Consider the following 16,253-nt stretch of genomic DNA (forward strand, 5'->3'; position numbering starts at 1 on the left):
ATTTGAAAAACATTTATAGGAGTTAAATATGAAAGCAATAATTAAAAACTTTATCAACGGTATTATCACGATTGTCCCTATAATTTTAGTGATATATGTGATTTATCGAAGCTTTTTGTTTCTCGATAATTTATTAGGAAGTTTCCTAAGAAGTTATCTCAAAGATGAGTATATCCCGGGCATTGGTATTCTGCTAACACTCGTCTTAATTACCATTTTAGGATGGCTGTCTACTAAATTTATTATTTCTCATCTGATTGAATGGATCGATTTATTATTAGAAAAAATCCCGTTCATTAAAACGATTTATACGGTTATTAAAGATACGATTCATTCTTTTTTAGGAGAAAAGAAATCCTTTTCTAAAGTTGCGGTTGTCACTTTCCCCGGCACGGAAATGAAATCTATCGGCTTTGTTACAGCAGAAAATTTGGAAGACTTTTATGAGCCATTTAAAAATTATATTGCCGTATACGTACCGCAAACTTTTCAAGTAGCAGGATTTACTTATCTTATTCCGAAAGAAAATATTGAGTTTATTGATATAAAACCAGAAGATGCGATGAAGTTTGTTTTATCAGGCGGTTTAACTTCAAAGTAAGGATTTTTATGCAATTCAAAAAAGCTTATGTTTGGTATATGTTTTTGCACCAAACATAAGCTTTTTATAGATATGAATCCAGTAAAGCTTTATTTATTAAACGCTCTTTTCGTATAGATTGTTGTTATTTAACCCGCAGCCTGAATACACTTCGCTTTCCGCGGACGAGTGCCGAGCCTCCTCGTCGCTATGCTCCTGTGGGGTCTCATCTTTCTCGCTTTTCCCGCAGGAGTCTACGTGTATTCAGGCTGCTCAGTGCTTCAGCAATGTTTATTATTTTATTCAATAACAACAAACTTTTAGAAAACAGCCTTTTTAAATAATGACAAGTATTTTCCGTATCCCTTATCTTCCATTTCTTCTTTAGGAATAAATTTTAACGCTGCCGAATTAATGCAATAACGAAGTCCTTTTTCACCTGGACCATCTGTAAACACATGACCTAAGTGGGAATCTGCTTCTTTGCTTCTTACTTCTGTACGAATCATAAAATGGCTTGTATCTGTTTTTTCTATTACTTCTTCTTCCTCGATTGGTTTTGTAAAACTTGGCCAGCCACAGCCAGCATCGTATTTATCCAAAGAACAAAATAATGCTTTTCCAGACACAATATCTACATAAATCCCTTCTGAAAATTCATCCCAATACTCATTATGAAAAGGTGGTTCTGTCCCATTATTTTGCGTCACTTCATATTGGATAGATGTTAATTTTTCTTTTAAATTTTTATTGTTTGTCATTTACATCACTCCAGTTCTTCTTCGTAAAACTTGCTCGCCCTGAACCTACATGGTAGGCGTTATAATGAAGAGGATTTTTTTTATAATAATCTTGGTGATATTCTTCCGCACGATAAAATACATTCGCAGGTAAAATTTTTGTTGCAATCGGCTTGTCAAATCGCCCGCTCTCCGCCAATTGTTGTTTAGATGCTTCTGCCAGTTTCTTTTGTTCTTGATTATGGTAAAAAATTGCTGTTTGATATGATTGGCCTCTATCAAAAAATTGACCGCCGGAATCAGTAGGATCAATTTGCTGCCAATATACTTGCAATAGCTTTTCATAAGAGAAAATCGTTGAATCAAATGTAATTTGAACGGCTTCATAATGACCAGTTGTTTCCGAACAAACTTCTTTGTATGTTGGATTTTCTTTTCTACCACCTGTATAACCGGACACCACTTTTATAATACCAGGCTGTTGATCAAAAGGTTTTACCATACACCAAAAACAACCTCCAGCAAATGTTGCCACATCATATTCCTTCAATTTCTACACCTCCAGTAAAACGTGAATGAACACTTGAAAATAGCTTATACAAAAACGAAAAAAAATGCAAAAATTAGGTTTTAAACTAAGATAGGCACTTGCTTACTTTATACAGCATAAACTAATGCATCATGAGTATGCGAGGAGTGAATAAAATGACTCATAACGGTGAAATGAACCCATTATATGATGCGGGAATGTATGATTTGTTAGCCGATTATTATAAATACACAAATCCAGAATTGCATATTTTTTATTACCAAAAACATTTACAAAGTGTTAAAAAAGTATTGGAAACAACGCATTCTCCTATTCCTTATGTTCAAAGACAAAAAGAATATGGAAAAATAAGAATACTGCATGGATCTATAGAAACACCAAAAGTGGATATTTATATTAATGGAATGCGTATGTTTAAAGAAATGACATTTAAAAAGATGAGCAATGATTTAACGCTTCCAACTGGCAGGTACCAAATTGATATTTATGAAGCAGGCAAAATGGTGGACACTTATTGCAGTCAAAAAATTATTGTAGAAAGCAACATATATCATACTATGGCTTTTGTTGGTTCGAAAGAAAAATTAAAAATCTATTCATTTGAAGAGCATCCACATGTCCCCGTAACAGAAACAAAACTTCGATTTATTCATCTTGCACCAACTTTGTCGACCATTCATATTGCAGTGCAAAATGGAGATGTTATATTTCCAAAGGTAGAAGCAAAAACAGCATCTCCTTATTTAGGTTTGCACCCCATGACCGTCTATTTGGAAGCAAGAGCTTCAAGTACAAATGAATTGATCACTACTTTTTCACCCCTTGTTTTACAAGAAAACAAATCCTATTCTGCCATCATTTTAGAAAGCGATTCAGAAACAAGCAATGTCGAAACACTGCTTGTTTCCACTACATGATGATAAAAAAAGGCTGTTTTCTCAAAGTTAGTTGTTTTTACGTAAAAAAATGGGAGAAGAAGTACTCAGCAGACTCAATACACGTAGACTCCTGTGGGAATGCGAGAAAGACGAGACTTAAGCAGAGTGTATGCGACGAGGAGGCTCGACGCTCGCTAAACGGACGAAGTGTATGCAGGCTGCGGGTTTAACAGCCTAAAAAAATGACGCTATCCCTGAAGTATTTTCTTCTGGGACAGCGTCATTTAAATTAGAAACATACAAAACTATTCAGTTGGATGTATAATACTAAACTGTATTTGGTCGTTTGGAAGATTAAATTGTTTCATTTTTACCTTTAATCCACTTTCTGTTTTCATTTTTGTTAAATAAACATAAATTGTTTCTTTTTCTGGATTAATTTCCACCCACTCCGGCAATTTATATTGTTGTTGAATAAATTTCATCACATATGAAACCGGCAGTGGCAGTTGACCAATGCTGATTGATTTTTGCCGCAACACTAAATCTCCGTTTTCCAATGCTTCTGGTTCAAAAGTAAGGTTCATATTAATATCTTCATTAAAAACAGGTAGACTTCCATATAGCTCTACTTCGTCTGTTAAATTTATCTCATAATGGATTCGCCCATTCAATCCTTCTTTTTTAATGTAATGGTTAATAAGTTTAGTTAAATCGCTTTTATTTGTTGTTACATCTAAAGTAGCAGCCTTTGTTTGGTCCTCAGTTATGCCAGAATGATTTGTTTTATCACTTGGTAAAAAAATCAAAATGGATAATCCGATTACAATAATCAAGTTGATAGTTAATAATATTAAAAATGCGATTTTCCAACTATTTTTTTTCAATTTTATTCTCCTCTGCCTTCTTCCTCTGTAGTCCTTTTCGTTAAGATCACACTTATTGCTTGCTCTTTTAATTTCTTATATATTTTATCCGCAATAAGTTGATATCCTTTGTCGTTAGGATGAAAATAATCTTTAAAAAGCAGATTTTCTTTATCATTCGAAAAAATATCGTCGATGCGGACAAAATATGTTTGATCAAATAAGGTTAAAATATTTTCCCCGGTTGTATTCCATTCTGCAACTACTTGATTCAATTCATCTATATTAGAAAACCATTTTGTAAAAGGATTATATACACCAACTAATACAATTAGTGCATTAGGGTTGTAAGTTCTAATTGTTTTAAGTACTTCGTGTAGATTGCTCTCATAAAGTTTTTTTTGTTGTGAAAAATCGTCCAGCTGTAAATCAGACAAATGGTCACGTATTACTTTCATCATATCATTTCCACCGATTGTTAAAATGACCATATCTGCAGCTGCAATGGATTGATTTACTTCCTTTGTTTTTATTTTTTTTAATAACTGATCTGTTTTATTGCCTTTCACCCCATAATTTTCAATGGTTACTTCGCCTATTCCCCTATCCTGTTCTAATAATCTTGTTAAGTAAGGAATATATCCGCCTTTCCCTGTACTATCTCCGACCCCTTGTGTTAAAGAATCTCCAGCTGAAACAATTTTAACATCTTGAGGAAAAAAAGTTTCGGGAATATTTTCTTTATTCACAACCATCGTTTCTTTCACACCATTATATTGAAGCACCGCATCTTTCGAACAAGATGTTGCCAAAAGAAGAGACAGGCAAATAATAAGAAAGAGACTTGATTTCTTCATTATTAACCCCTACCTTTTTATCCGTAGTATTCAAAATCACCTTACAAAAAATTTGCAAATTTGTAAAGAACTTAAAGGAACATTGTTTTCTATTATAACATAGATTTAAGTGAAAGCATTTTGTTTACATTTATCATTTATCCATTTTTACACATCTATACATGATAGGTTTTACCAAATTAAACGATTCTTTTTTTGCTCATTTCCTAAATAAATACTAGAATGAACTTCTCCTCACAACTCCGTAAAGATAGGGAAATATGTAACACAGTCTCCTTTTTCCAATAATAAAAAAGCCAGACGCTTATATGTCTGACTCATTTCTAGAAGGAGTTTGTTTTATTAACTTTTCTCCTTTTTTTTCATAATAAAGATTTCGTAACACATATGTTTTATACAGTTCTAGCTTTTTATGTTCAATAGGATGTCTGTTTAGACCTAACGCCTTTAACTGGCTGATAAACCAACCTTTTGTCCCATAATAAGCCATATCCTTTCCCCCTTCTACTAATCTTTTATAGAATCCGAACTTAGAAATTTTTTCTTTAATTCACTATATGAAGGAAGAAAGAAAATATGACAAATAAGTGTATTTTATTCCATCGCGTACAAACAAAAAACCTTCACTCTTCCAAAAAAATAGAAGAACGAAGGTTTTTATTCACACTAGCAAATGGAATAAATTTGAATCTTTATTAATTTCCGTATAAGCAAATCCTTTTTTATCCATTCTTTCAATTAACCCTTTGTAATCCTCTGGATACTTTAATTCTAATCCAACTAACGCCGGACCACTACCTCTATTATTTTTTTTCGTATATTCAAATCTTGTAATATCATCGTCTGGACCCAATACCTCATCAAGGAACTCTCTTAGAGCACCAGCTCTTTGAGGGAATTTCACGAGAAAATAATATAATAATCCTTCATATAATAAGGATCTTTCTTTAATTTCCTGCATTCTGTCGATATCATTGTTTCCACCGCTGATGACAATCACTACATTTTTTCCTTTAATTTGCTCTTTATAAAAATCAAGTGCTGCGACAGGCAATGCACCTGCAGGCTCTGCTACTATGGCATGTTCATTATATAAAGAAAGAATAGATGTACAAACCTTTCCTTCTGGTACTAGTACAATATCATCTAAAAGTTCCTGACAGATTTCAAAATTCTTTGCGCCAACACATTTTACAGCAGCACCATCAACGAATTTATCAATTTCATCCAATGAAACAAGTTCTTTGCTAAGAATGGATTGTTTCATGGAAGGTGCACCTGCAGGCTCTACACCGATCATTTTTGTTAACGGCGAAACACTTTTAATATAAGTGCTTAAACCTGCCATTAATCCACCACCGCCAATGCTGGCGAATACGTAATCTATCTGCTCCTCGCAGTCATTCATAATTTCAATCGCAACAGTTCCTTGACCAGCAATAACATTTTCGTCATTAAAAGGATGGATAAACGCTCTCTCTTCCTTTTCTGCACAGGAAACAGCTTCTACATAAGAATCATCAAATGTATCTCCTACTAAAATAATTTCGACAAGATCTCTTCCAAACATTTTTACTTGGCTGACCTTTTGCTTTGGAGTAGTTGCAGGCATAAAAATTTTCCCATGAACACCTAAATAACGACAGGCATATGCAACTCCTTGTGCATGATTTCCTGCACTTGCACAGACAACCCCATTTTTTATTTGTTCCTTTTTCTGCATCTTCATCGAATAAAATGCACCTCTTAATTTAAAAGAGCGCACATGCTGCAAGTCTTCTCTTTTTAAATAGATATTACAATCATATTTTTCAGAGAGCCTTTCATTTTTTTGTAAAGGAGTATGGGCTACTATATCTTTAATTCCCTGGTATGCAATCATAATATCCTCCAACTGCACCCATTTTTTCATTACATTCTGTTCCATATCCTCAAACCTCATTTCTACCCATCTTAATTTGTACATTATAACATGTTCCCACATGTTTTCCATCCTTTAAGATTAATTTTTTAGATATTTTAAAATCTTGCTACACTTTTGGATGCGTAAAATTTTATGATTGGGTTATATTTGTTTTTAGTTATTTTTTACATTACAATAAAAATACGAGGAGTGATAAAGTGAATTTTTCTATAAAAGAGGAAATTGTGAATAGCATCACACACGGCATCGGTTTTTTATTAAGCATTCCAGCCCTTGTTATGTTAATTCTGTTTGCTGTGAAAACAGGCGATCCATGGAGAGTAGTCAGCTTTACCATTTTTGGATCCACAATGATTATTCTCTATTTATGCTCCACCCTTTTACATAGCATCACGCACAAAAAACTAAAAGATTTTTTCGAAATATTAGATCATTCTGCTATTTATTTATTAATAGCCGGAACCTATACGCCATTTGTGTTAGTTTCTATTAAAGGGGCTTTAGGCTGGACTTTATTTGGAATTGTTTGGGGACTAGCAGTTTGCGGCATTGTATTTAAATGCTATTTTGTGAAAAGATTTCTTATCATGTCAACCGTTCTTTATGTGATTATGGGATGGCTGATGGTAATCGGAATAGTGCCGTTATACCATTCAATTGGCACATCCGGATTTGTGCTACTATTTCTTGGCGGCATATTGTATACCGTTGGCAGTGTTTTTTACGTATTGCAAAAAATCCCTTATTTTCATGCTGTATGGCATGTATTTGTTTTATGTGGCAGCAGTCTTATGTATTTTTGTATTTTATTTTATGTATAAAAAAAGCGCAGGCGCCGGAGCTAGACAATTTTTAACTTTATAAATTTTATGCTTTCTTATCTTATAAAAAACAACGAAATTGCAGATGGCAATTTCGTTGTTTTTTTAGATGAGCAATTAATTACCTTTTCGTTCGTAAATAAAAAAGGTGTAATCTACATTATTTTTTTCATCTTTTATGCCTTTTTCCTCCGAAATGATTTTCCAATTACTCCAATCGAGGTCTGGAAAATAAGTATCTCCTTGGTACGCCTCATCAATTTTTGTTATATATAATCTATCTGCAATATTTAATGTTTCTTTAAATATTTCCGCACCGCCGATAATAAAAATTTCTTCCTCGTTTTTTGTTTCACTCCATGCTTTTAACTCTTCCATTGAATGTAAGATCGTGCAATCCTCACATTTAAACTGCTCATTTTTTGTTAAAATGACATTTTCCCTATTAGGCAAATTCCTGCCGATCGAATCCCTTGTTTTCCGCCCCATTACAATTGGATGACCTGTTGTTACTTTTTTAAAATATTTTAGATCCTCAGGAAGATGCCATGGAAGTTCATTTTTATATCCGATTACATTATTTTGATCCATTGCCACGATTAAGGAAATCATACACTTACCACTCCTTTAATATGAGGGTGCGCTTCGTAGTTAACAATTTGAAAATCTTCATAGCTAAAAGAGAATATATCTTTAACCTGCTTATTTATTTTTAATTGCGGCAGCGGTTTTGGATCTCTCGTAAGCTGCAATTTTATTTGGTCAAGATGATTGGTATAAATATGTACATCTCCGAAAGAATGAATAAATTCTCCAACTTCCAAATCGCATACTTGCGCAATCATATATGTTAACAAGCTATAAGAAGCTATATTAAAAGGCACACCTAAAAACACATCTGCAGAACGCTGATATAGCTGACAAGAAAGTTTGCCGTCTGCAACATAAAATTGAAACAAGCAATGGCATGGCGGCAATGCCATTTTTGGAAGATCTCCAACATTCCATGCACTTACAATTAAACGTCTTGAATCAGGGTTTGTTTTTAGCGTAGAAATCAAGTCAGATATTTGATCAATTACATCGCCGTCTCTAGAAGTCCATGAACGCCATTGATGTCCATAAACAGGGCCCAAATTACCGTTTTCATCCGCCCATTCATTCCAAATGCGCACATTATGATCTTGTAAGTATTTAATATTAGTATCTCCATTTAAAAACCATAATAATTCATAAATAATCGAACGTAAATGAAGCTTTTTTGTTGTAATAAGAGGAAAACCCTCAGCTAAATTAAAACGCATTTGATAGCCAAATGAACTGATTGTACCTGTTCCAGTACGATCCTCTTTTTTTACTCCTTTTTCCAAAATATGCTCACATAATTGCAAATATTGTTTCACAGTAATAACATCCTTTTTTGGTCAATATTTATTATAATATCATTTTAATGACTTAATAAACTCATACGTAAGTGGGGCAACGGTTTTTAAACGTTCTTTTTCCAAACCGCCTGTATAAAACATCGCAAATGTTTCAGCAAAATATTCCTCTGCATATAAGTGGAAATAAGGCCTATTTGGAAATAACACCCACTTTTCTTTATTCCATATATTTAAATAAGCTCTTTTTTTACTATAATGATTGAGTACTTTAGAGTCAATAGAGTGTGCTAGTTCATGATACTCTAAATTTACCGAACCATGTCCATTTCCCTTTTCGCTTGCACCGATTTTAACAAGAACAATCTGTCCTCCCCCAATGCCGGGCACGTTATCCCAAGTCTTTTTTGACTGGTAACCTCGTGGAATTACTCCAGCAAGGTTTTTTGCAGTTGGATTATCCGTTAGTTTTCCAGTATATAATTTCACTTTAATGCCTTTATCTATTATTTTTTTTATCAATGTAGCAGGCAGCTTGTTTAGTCTGTTTATAATCGCTGCTGCTTCTTGTTCATCAAAAGTTGATGCTGGCAAAAGAATCATGTTTTCCAAATTTTTTTGCGCGTCCGATGATAACTCTTTTTTTAATGGTGATAAAAACGGATAATTTTTTAATAATATCCCATCTAGCTGCAATTGGGAATTTCCCATTAGGATAGACACAAAGCTAATCATTAAAAACGGTAAAAAAATTTTTCGTTTCTTCATCCTGTCTCCCTCTTTCTCTATTTTTTCATCGTGTTGTCTGTTGTTTACGCTTCAAACAGAGAAGAGAAGCAAATATATGAATCTATTTATTTGATATTCTATCTATTATAACATAGATAGAATAGGAGAAAGAATAGCATGTAATGGTAGCTTCCAACAAAAAAGGCAATCCACCAAAGTGAAACAAAGCAATTTAGATAAAAATCGGTTGAAAACCCGCTTCTTATTTATTGTTTGTTTCACTAAGAGAATTACCTTTGTCTATTTATTTTTACTAGTTTTTAAACTTCTAATCCGTAATTACGGCATAATGCAGCAAGTCCTCCAGAAAAACCGCTGCCTATTGCATTAAATTTCCAGTCGCCATTATGTTTATATAATTCACAAATAACCACTGCTGTTTCGACAGAAAAATCTTCTCCTAAATCATATCGTAAAATTTCATTGTTTGTTTCTTCATTTACAACCCGAACGAATGCATTGCTAACTTGTCCAAAATTTTGGCTGCGCAGCGAAGCATCATGAATCGTAACTGCAATGCCAACTTTGTGAACATGTGCAGGAATTTTCGAAAAGTCGATGATAATTTGTTCGTCATCGCCATCTCCTACACCGGTGCGATTATCGCCAGTATGCTCCACTCCACCGCTCGGATGCTGCAAATTATTATAGAATACAAAATCGACATCATTTACTACTTTTCCATTCTCATTGGCTAAAAAAGCAGATGCATCCAAATCAAAATCAGCTCCACCATCATATCGGTTTGTATCCCAGCCTAATCCGATAATAGCTCTTTTTAAGCCAGGATTTGTTTTCGTCAAATCAATACGTTGTCCTTTTGATAAGTTGATACTCATACTCTTCCTCCTAATAGTTTGATAATGTCTCTATTACTTATTTATGAATACGACTTTACTACTTCTCCTAAACTTCCTGCACTTGTTCCCGTCCCAACTGCTGCAAATTTCCATTCTTGTCCGTAACGGTATAATTCGCCAACAATTAAACTCGTTGTTCCACTATAATCATCTGTTAAATTGTAATGAATTAAGCTGGATTGTGAATTTGGATTCACAATTCGAATAAAGGCATTTTGAATCATGCCGAAATGCTGCCTTCTTTTTACCGCATCGTAAATATTAACAACAAATACAAGCTTATGAATATTAGATGGAACACGGCTTAAATCTACATGTACTTGCTCATCGTCTCCATCTCCAGCACCTGTTAAATTATCACCAGAATGTTGAACACTGCCATCTTTACTTTTTAAATTTCCGAAATAAATAACATCACTATTATGTAGTACTTTATCATTTTCACCTAACATAATGACAGAGGCGTCACAATCTACATTGGCAGTTGAACCGCCACCAAATAAGGAACCTAATAGTCCTCCCCCTTTTTGTTGAACGGGATCCCATCCAAGACCTACCATTATTTTTGATAAACCAGGATTTCCTTTTGTTAAATCTACTCGTTGTCCTTTTTGCAAGTTAATCGCCATTATTTACCACTCCTATATTTTATTATCAGAATTTATATGTCTTAAGTTAGATAATTGTCTAGCTCCGACGCCTATCGCCTATCGTACTTCAGGTCTCCTCCCTACGATAAGTCAACCACCTGCGCTTTTCTTATTTATCCTTTTAATTTCATTTGCTTAAAATTATTTTGCAGTTGTTCTAGTTTTTTTGTCCCCTCTGCTCGAAGACGCTTATTTTCTTCTTCAATGGACTTCGTTTCCTGCATCCCCTTCATAATAATATTCCATGATTCTTCAATCGTTTCAATTTTAATGCTTGGAGCTCCTGCAAGTCTTGCAATATCTACACTTTGTTGGGAAATATTTTGGGCATTACGCACAAGCATTTCATTCGTGCGGCGATCTAATTCGCTCATACTGTCAGCCACTAGCTTTTGCCTTTTTGCAGCGACTGCTTGGATTAGTCCATTTTTAAAAATAGGAATCGTTGTCACAAATGCAGAATTGATTTTTCCAATCAATTTTGTATTCCCTCGCTGTAAAAGACGTATTTGCGGGGCTGTTTGCAGCGATACCATTTTTGCCATTTCCAGATCATATACGCGCTGGTCTAAAAGTTCAATCGCATTTCGTAAAGAGTCTAATTGCATTCCAGCAAGCTGATCGCCTGATGCTGCTTTTTGCTCAAGCTGGGGCAGCACATTTTGTTTCAGTTCGTCTGACTTTACTTGGCCTGCAACAGCATATTTTTCCAATGTTAAATAATATTGATAATTCTGCTCATACATTTCATCCAACATCGTAGTTGAGTCTACCATTTCTTTTTGATATTTGGAGATTTCCACATATACTTTATCAATCTCTTGGCCCATCGATTGATATTTTCCAAATAACTTTTCCATTATTTTTTCGCTTTTTTTAAATAATTTACCGAAAAAACCACCAGAAGACTGCTCAAAATCTTTTTTATCAAATTTATCCATGATGCGGCCAAGCTGTTTTAATAATTCTCCAGAGTCTTCCACTTTTGTGGTTTTCATATTATTTAAAATTTGATCTGAAAATCTGGATATTTGGACAGCAGGCTCTTTGCCAAACTCTAATATTTGAATTTGATCTCGTTCATCAATCGAGCTGGCTAATTGCAGCACTTCTGGTTCCTTTTTTAAGGCTAATTTAATTTCTGATACTCTATCTTCTGTTAATACATCTGTTTCTTGACTGCCTGCGAATGGCGAATTAGATGGTTGCATACTATTCATCGTAAATCTCCCCTTCTTTTATTTAAAATACCGTTATAAAATATTTTTTTAATGAAGGATTTTTCCTTAAACTCCATTTCAAAAACAACATCCTCTAATAAATGTTTATCAAAAAGGTCTTCTTTTACATAATTCTCTATATCCATATGGCCAGCTGGATTATAAAGTATGATATCAATGCCGAATGTATTAAGCAGCAGCAATACAGCTGCATCCTCCCTTGAAAAAACACCATTTTGTTCCGTCTTAAATAGGATCATACTCGGAACTTCTTGAGAATAGTCAAATTTCTGTAATAATTTTAAAATATCCGGCGGCAGTAATAGTCCTTGAGAAAATAAAAAGATAGCCGCTTCTTCTTCTGTTTCATTCAGAAGTGGTTGTAAAAATGGTTTATCACAAACAGTTCGGATCGCATGTGCAATTCCTTTTTGCAAACCGATTGGCAATCGTCCATAATTCCAATAATGGGCATTGATCATTAAGTCGCAATCCAATTTTCCATCTTTCCCTAAAGCATTTCGATAATGAAATCGAAAATCACTGACTACCGCACGAGTAAAAGGAAAATCTTTGATTAATAATGCATGTGGAGCAGACGAGATGGTGTGCAATCGATCCCAATATTCTTTACGGTTTTTGCTTACACCAAATACTTTAGCAAAAATAGTCGGAATTTTCACTTCCCCATTGCTTACCTCAAAGTTTGGACGAATCATCGCCATTTCTTTTTCTAATAAAAACAACTCATCATACGTTGTTTTTAAAGTTACCGACATCGGCAAATAGTTTCTCAGCTGCCATGGTTTATACAACCCAGAGCCTTCATGATTTAAAATGCTTTCTATTTCTCTTGAAGCTCTATATGCTACGGTTGCTGTTCGTCGTCTTTTTTCTGTCGGAAAGCTTTCTGCTTCTTTTGTTTGTGGATATTTATGTGTAAATGCTGTTTTCTCATGTAAGGATAACTGTTCCAACACATCTGTGCCATTCGGATGAACAAACACTAAATCACATCCTATTTCCTGCAAATACATTAAAAAGTAGGCTTGGCTTTTTTTCGCATGTCCGTACCACATAAATTTCGGCATTTGCCCGTTTATCATACTATTATTTAATGCAGGATCTAAATGATTGATGGACCATTTTATCATATCGACAAGTACTCTTCTTAGTTCACTATTTTGCATTCCGTTTGCTTCTACTTTAGCAAAATGCTGAAATACCGCATTCATTGCTTCTCGAATTTTGCGGTGAACAGATGGAATGCTTGACTTTAACAAGAGGTTTTCCCCATCTAAAAATGCAATAAACCGATTAATGGATAAGTTTTGATCTTGAAAAATATTCATCACTTTTTGAATAGCCTGAAAATATTTATTATCCATCACTCTGTTTAACGTTTCATCCGTTAATAAAATGAGACTATTCTCTTCTTGATAAATCCACTCAAATATTTGATTATAATATTCATCTTCATCAACAGGTATACCAAGCAGCTTTACCATTACTTGCCCAAATGTCAGGTTTCCATTGTCTTCTTTATAAGCAGGCCGATCTTTTATTGGTCTATTTAAAAGTTCATACCAGTTATCCAGTGACAAAGGAAGTATTTGATTATTAATTGTATGTACCTTTTCGTTCATTTTCTCCACTTCCCTTTATAAGCAAATAGGAGATTCTTTTTTACCATATATCTAAAAAAGAAATCTAATAAAGGTTGTTCAAAAAAATTTAGATTCTCGACCCTAGGCTCGATCCACTTTGATTATTCTTATTCTTGAACATTCACTTATTGCAGATGCAGATAATGTCTTATTATTTCACAAAATTACTACTTTTATCTTATCATAGCAAAAACATAATGCTAAATATTTTCCTATCTTTCATACGAATATGGTGATAAAAAAGTTTCATTTTTTATCAACCGCTTATGTTTCACATTGATCTGCCCTATTGCATATCATACAGTACTCTTGGCAAGTAGGTGTTGTTCTATGAGACTGTTATTTCGTAAATTTTCTTATCATGAGCTAGAATCAGAAATAAAGCTCGTTCAAACGATCTTAAGTTCGACTGTTTATCTTTTTATCGACCTGTTTATTATGAATTTAATTCTATGTTTTTTTGCTGGTGTTTTTTTTCATTCTTTTTTTATAGCATTTCTTCTGTTTATTACTGTCTATGCTTTTTTTGTATCCTTTTATTATCTATTAAACATTTGGTTTAAAAAACCTTCTGATTAACTAGCTGGTGAACCTTCTCGATAATTTCTTCACCAGCAAGCACTCCCTTACTCTTCGTTAAATAATAATGGTTGGCAAATTCTCTTTCGTAAGCAAGTTCTCCATGTGAAGGAATAAAAGGTCTCGTGCAACCTTCAAGCAAAGGAAAGTCTAATACAGAATCTCCTGCCCCTGCTACTGTTTTTATTCCTTCTCTGTTTTGAATAAATTTCATTGCTTCTCCTTTGCAAACAGGCAACGGCATAAAATAGAGCTTCCTTCCTTGCAATGAAACTTTCCAGCCGAAAGATTTGGCGAGATCTACAATAATTTCTTTCATTTCTCTACTGATCTCACTCTTTAATATATAATAAATAAAGAGATTATCTGCTATTTTTAACGTGCCGTTAATCGAGAACCTTTCTAGCTTCTGCAATAGCATTTCCTTTTTTAAGCATTCCATTTCCAATCTTTTTGCTACATGTTTTTTCCATTCTTCGATTTTTTTTCCTTTATAATAAATGACTGCTCCGTTACTGGAAACACTATACGATACTTTTATTTCCTTTTTAAAAATAAATACTCTTTCATATTGTTCAAAAGTTCGCGTGGTTACCGGTACAAAAAACAGTTGATTTGCTACCTCTTTTAAAAGTTGAAACGATCGTTCTGTCATAAAAGCGACGTTTTCCCCATTTTTTGTTTCCACTGCCACCAGCGTATGATTGATAAGGATATTCATTGATTCCAGCGCTCTTGTTGAATAAATGATCGTTCTGTCTAAATCAGATGCAAACATCATCCAGATTTCCCCACCTTTTTTATTAATCCACAGCAGGTATAGCTCATATGCTGATAAGGAATGATTTCAACGCCTTTTTCTTTTGCCAGCATCACAATATGCCTAACGTATGGACTATTAGGATCTTTTATTAATATTTTCCAAGGTACTCTTCTCAACAGCACCCTTGTTGTTTCCCCTACTCCTGGTTTCACGTAATGGATAGAATCAATTTGAAATTCTTCTTTTATCGTGAACACTTCCTCCATGCCTTTAAAAGTAATTTCTTGACCTTCGCTATTTTTAATCGTAGCTTCTGTAATTTCCTCTTGATTTAAGCCGTTAAATTCTGCTGTAATTTCTTCTAAATAATCGTTAGAAACATCAAACGGCAGCAGTTCTTGATAAAATTTTGCTCCATGAAAATCTTCTTTGCCAATATAAGCATCATTTAAGACGGTTCTGCTAATAAGTCCCGATACTGTTGAATTCAAACAAGCACTTGGGATTAGAAAATCCTCTCTAGTTCCAAATAAACTTGTACAATAGCCTGGGTCTGCAAGCACTGCCAATGTGTCATCCAACATAACTCCATATTTTTTATTAAAATGTTGGCAGGCCTTTGTTAGTTCATTCGAAATCGCCCCTTTGCCTGTCCATCCATCAATAAACTGAATACGGCAGTCTTTATGTTTTTGTAAAATATAAAGTAGTGCATTTTCGTCTATTCCTTTACCTCTAATAATAGAGATACTGTAGTGCGGCAAATTGACACCATATTGCATTTTTATGTATCTTTTTATTAATATTCCAATCGGAGTACCCGCTCTTGCTAATGATACAAGCACAGTTTGATTCCCTGTTTTTTGATAAATTTGTTCGGCAACAATTGCTGTACATTGTGCTACCTTTTGTTTATATTCATTTAATGCATTAGAAAACAACTGCAAATAATGTTCTGGGGGATTATATTCGATTGGCAAGGTTTCGCTGTAATGCTGGCCATTTTGAATCCGTTTCTCTCTGTCTACCGTTGAACCTTCCAATTGTAAATTGCTTAAATCTTTTAATAGGAATTGAACATCTTCTTTTTTATAAGAACCAAACTTTACGCTATTTTTCACTTCCAC

Annotated in this window: 18 protein-coding genes; 3 read left to right on the forward strand and 15 right to left on the reverse strand. The window is 34.0% G+C overall.

Going from position 1 to position 16,253, the window contains the following annotated elements:
- Positions 1-28 precede the first annotated feature (28 nt).
- Positions 29-601, forward strand: a complete 573-nt coding sequence (locus ACTXGU_RS02255) for a DUF502 domain-containing protein (RefSeq protein WP_443479872.1) — start codon at positions 29-31, stop codon at positions 599-601.
- Between the two features lie 299 nt (positions 602-900).
- Here ACTXGU_RS02255 and msrB read toward each other — a convergent pair whose 3' ends face one another.
- Both msrB and msrA read right to left on the reverse strand, forming a co-directional pair.
- Positions 901-1,341, reverse strand: coding sequence for a peptide-methionine (R)-S-oxide reductase MsrB (gene msrB, locus ACTXGU_RS02260; protein WP_443479873.1), 441 nt, complete (start codon positions 1,339-1,341; stop codon positions 901-903).
- Entirely contained in the window at positions 1,328-1,822 is a 495-nt protein-coding gene (msrA, locus tag ACTXGU_RS02265; protein WP_443480161.1) for a peptide-methionine (S)-S-oxide reductase MsrA, read from the reverse strand. The genes msrB and msrA overlap by 14 nt, the downstream gene beginning before the upstream one ends.
- Positions 1,823-2,025: 203 nt before the next feature.
- On the opposite strand from msrA, the gene ACTXGU_RS02270 reads away from it, so the two are divergent.
- Positions 2,026-2,787 (forward strand): DUF4397 domain-containing protein, encoded by a 762-nt coding sequence (locus tag ACTXGU_RS02270; RefSeq protein WP_443479874.1) that lies wholly within the window; start codon positions 2,026-2,028, stop codon positions 2,785-2,787.
- A 266-nt stretch (positions 2,788-3,053) separates the two neighbouring features.
- Here ACTXGU_RS02270 and ACTXGU_RS02275 read toward each other — a convergent pair whose 3' ends face one another.
- From ACTXGU_RS02275 to ilvA, 4 genes are all read right to left on the reverse strand, one after another.
- Positions 3,054-3,635 carry a YpmS family protein gene (locus tag ACTXGU_RS02275; protein ID WP_443479875.1) on the reverse strand — a complete coding sequence of 194 codons (582 nt, stop codon included), beginning with the start codon at positions 3,633-3,635 and terminating at the stop codon, positions 3,054-3,056.
- A 2-nt stretch (positions 3,636-3,637) separates the two neighbouring features.
- On the reverse strand, positions 3,638-4,471 hold the full coding sequence (locus ACTXGU_RS02280) for an SGNH/GDSL hydrolase family protein (RefSeq protein ID WP_443479876.1): 834 nt from the start codon (positions 4,469-4,471) through the stop codon (positions 3,638-3,640).
- A 304-nt stretch (positions 4,472-4,775) separates the two neighbouring features.
- Positions 4,776-4,961, reverse strand: coding sequence for a DUF2639 domain-containing protein (locus ACTXGU_RS02285; RefSeq protein ID WP_443479877.1), 186 nt, complete (start codon positions 4,959-4,961; stop codon positions 4,776-4,778).
- 171 nt (positions 4,962-5,132) lie between these two features.
- The gene (ilvA, locus tag ACTXGU_RS02290) at positions 5,133-6,398 is read right to left on the reverse strand and encodes a threonine ammonia-lyase IlvA (RefSeq protein WP_443480162.1); all 1,266 of its coding nucleotides are present in this window, start codon (positions 6,396-6,398) and stop codon (positions 5,133-5,135) included.
- 194 nt (positions 6,399-6,592) lie between these two features.
- Between ilvA and trhA the strand changes: the two genes are divergently transcribed.
- Positions 6,593-7,216, forward strand: coding sequence for a PAQR family membrane homeostasis protein TrhA (gene trhA, locus ACTXGU_RS02295; protein ID WP_443479878.1), 624 nt, complete (start codon positions 6,593-6,595; stop codon positions 7,214-7,216).
- Positions 7,217-7,333: 117 nt separating this feature from the next.
- Here trhA and ACTXGU_RS02300 read toward each other — a convergent pair whose 3' ends face one another.
- From ACTXGU_RS02300 to ACTXGU_RS02340, 9 genes are all read right to left on the reverse strand, one after another.
- Positions 7,334-7,828, reverse strand: coding sequence for a dihydrofolate reductase (locus tag ACTXGU_RS02300; RefSeq protein WP_443479879.1), 495 nt, complete (start codon positions 7,826-7,828; stop codon positions 7,334-7,336).
- The gene (locus ACTXGU_RS02305) at positions 7,825-8,619 is read right to left on the reverse strand and encodes a thymidylate synthase (protein ID WP_443479880.1); all 795 of its coding nucleotides are present in this window, start codon (positions 8,617-8,619) and stop codon (positions 7,825-7,827) included. The genes ACTXGU_RS02300 and ACTXGU_RS02305 overlap by 4 nt, the downstream gene beginning before the upstream one ends.
- Before the next feature lie 39 nt (positions 8,620-8,658).
- Entirely contained in the window at positions 8,659-9,366 is a 708-nt protein-coding gene (locus ACTXGU_RS02310; protein ID WP_443479881.1) for an anthrax toxin lethal factor-related metalloendopeptidase, read from the reverse strand.
- 281 nt (positions 9,367-9,647) lie between these two features.
- Positions 9,648-10,226, reverse strand: a complete 579-nt coding sequence (locus ACTXGU_RS02315; protein ID WP_443479882.1) for a TerD family protein — start codon at positions 10,224-10,226, stop codon at positions 9,648-9,650.
- Between the two features lie 41 nt (positions 10,227-10,267).
- Positions 10,268-10,876: a TerD family protein gene (locus ACTXGU_RS02320; protein ID WP_443479883.1), complete on the reverse strand. Its 609-nt coding sequence runs from the start codon at positions 10,874-10,876 to the stop codon at positions 10,268-10,270.
- Positions 10,877-11,010: 134 nt separating this feature from the next.
- A complete protein-coding gene (locus ACTXGU_RS02325) occupies positions 11,011-12,108 on the reverse strand; it encodes a toxic anion resistance protein (RefSeq protein WP_443480163.1) in 1,098 nt (365 codons plus the stop codon).
- Positions 12,109-12,113: 5 nt separating this feature from the next.
- The gene (locus tag ACTXGU_RS02330) at positions 12,114-13,763 is read right to left on the reverse strand and encodes a YceG family protein (protein WP_443479884.1); all 1,650 of its coding nucleotides are present in this window, start codon (positions 13,761-13,763) and stop codon (positions 12,114-12,116) included.
- Between the two features lie 580 nt (positions 13,764-14,343).
- Positions 14,344-15,144, reverse strand: a complete 801-nt coding sequence (locus ACTXGU_RS02335; RefSeq protein ID WP_443479885.1) for a hypothetical protein — start codon at positions 15,142-15,144, stop codon at positions 14,344-14,346.
- Positions 15,141-16,253: a cysteine protease StiP family protein gene (locus ACTXGU_RS02340; protein ID WP_443479886.1), complete on the reverse strand. Its 1,113-nt coding sequence runs from the start codon at positions 16,251-16,253 to the stop codon at positions 15,141-15,143. Before ACTXGU_RS02340 ends, ACTXGU_RS02335 begins: the two co-directional genes overlap by 4 nt.

The organism is Niallia sp. 01092 (genome assembly GCF_052318935.1).
Taxonomy (GTDB): Bacteria; Bacillota; Bacilli; order Bacillales; family Cytobacillaceae; genus Niallia.

What these genes read in the sequence shown, in the direction of transcription:
- ACTXGU_RS02255 (WP_443479872.1), top strand. Translation starts at nt 29, where the DNA reads ATGAAAGCAATAATTAAAAACTTTATCAACGGTATTATCACGATTGTC.
- msrB (WP_443479873.1), bottom strand. Translation starts at nt 1,341, where the DNA reads ATGACAAACAATAAAAATTTAAAAGAAAAATTAACATCTATCCAATAT.
- msrA (WP_443480161.1), bottom strand. Translation starts at nt 1,822, where the DNA reads ATGGTAAAACCTTTTGATCAACAGCCTGGTATTATAAAAGTGGTGTCC.
- ACTXGU_RS02270 (WP_443479874.1), top strand. Translation starts at nt 2,026, where the DNA reads ATGACTCATAACGGTGAAATGAACCCATTATATGATGCGGGAATGTAT.
- ACTXGU_RS02280 (WP_443479876.1), bottom strand. Translation starts at nt 4,471, where the DNA reads ATGAAGAAATCAAGTCTCTTTCTTATTATTTGCCTGTCTCTTCTTTTG.
- ACTXGU_RS02285 (WP_443479877.1), bottom strand. Translation starts at nt 4,961, where the DNA reads ATGGCTTATTATGGGACAAAAGGTTGGTTTATCAGCCAGTTAAAGGCG.
- ilvA (WP_443480162.1), bottom strand. Translation starts at nt 6,398, where the DNA reads ATGGAACAGAATGTAATGAAAAAATGGGTGCAGTTGGAGGATATTATG.
- ACTXGU_RS02300 (WP_443479879.1), bottom strand. Translation starts at nt 7,828, where the DNA reads ATGATTTCCTTAATCGTGGCAATGGATCAAAATAATGTAATCGGATAT.
- ACTXGU_RS02310 (WP_443479881.1), bottom strand. Translation starts at nt 9,366, where the DNA reads ATGAAGAAACGAAAAATTTTTTTACCGTTTTTAATGATTAGCTTTGTG.
- ACTXGU_RS02315 (WP_443479882.1), bottom strand. Translation starts at nt 10,226, where the DNA reads ATGAGTATCAACTTATCAAAAGGACAACGTATTGATTTGACGAAAACA.
- ACTXGU_RS02320 (WP_443479883.1), bottom strand. Translation starts at nt 10,876, where the DNA reads ATGGCGATTAACTTGCAAAAAGGACAACGAGTAGATTTAACAAAAGGA.
- ACTXGU_RS02325 (WP_443480163.1), bottom strand. Translation starts at nt 12,108, where the DNA reads ATGCAACCATCTAATTCGCCATTCGCAGGCAGTCAAGAAACAGATGTA.
- ACTXGU_RS02330 (WP_443479884.1), bottom strand. Translation starts at nt 13,763, where the DNA reads ATGAACGAAAAGGTACATACAATTAATAATCAAATACTTCCTTTGTCA.
- ACTXGU_RS02335 (WP_443479885.1), bottom strand. Translation starts at nt 15,144, where the DNA reads ATGATGTTTGCATCTGATTTAGACAGAACGATCATTTATTCAACAAGA.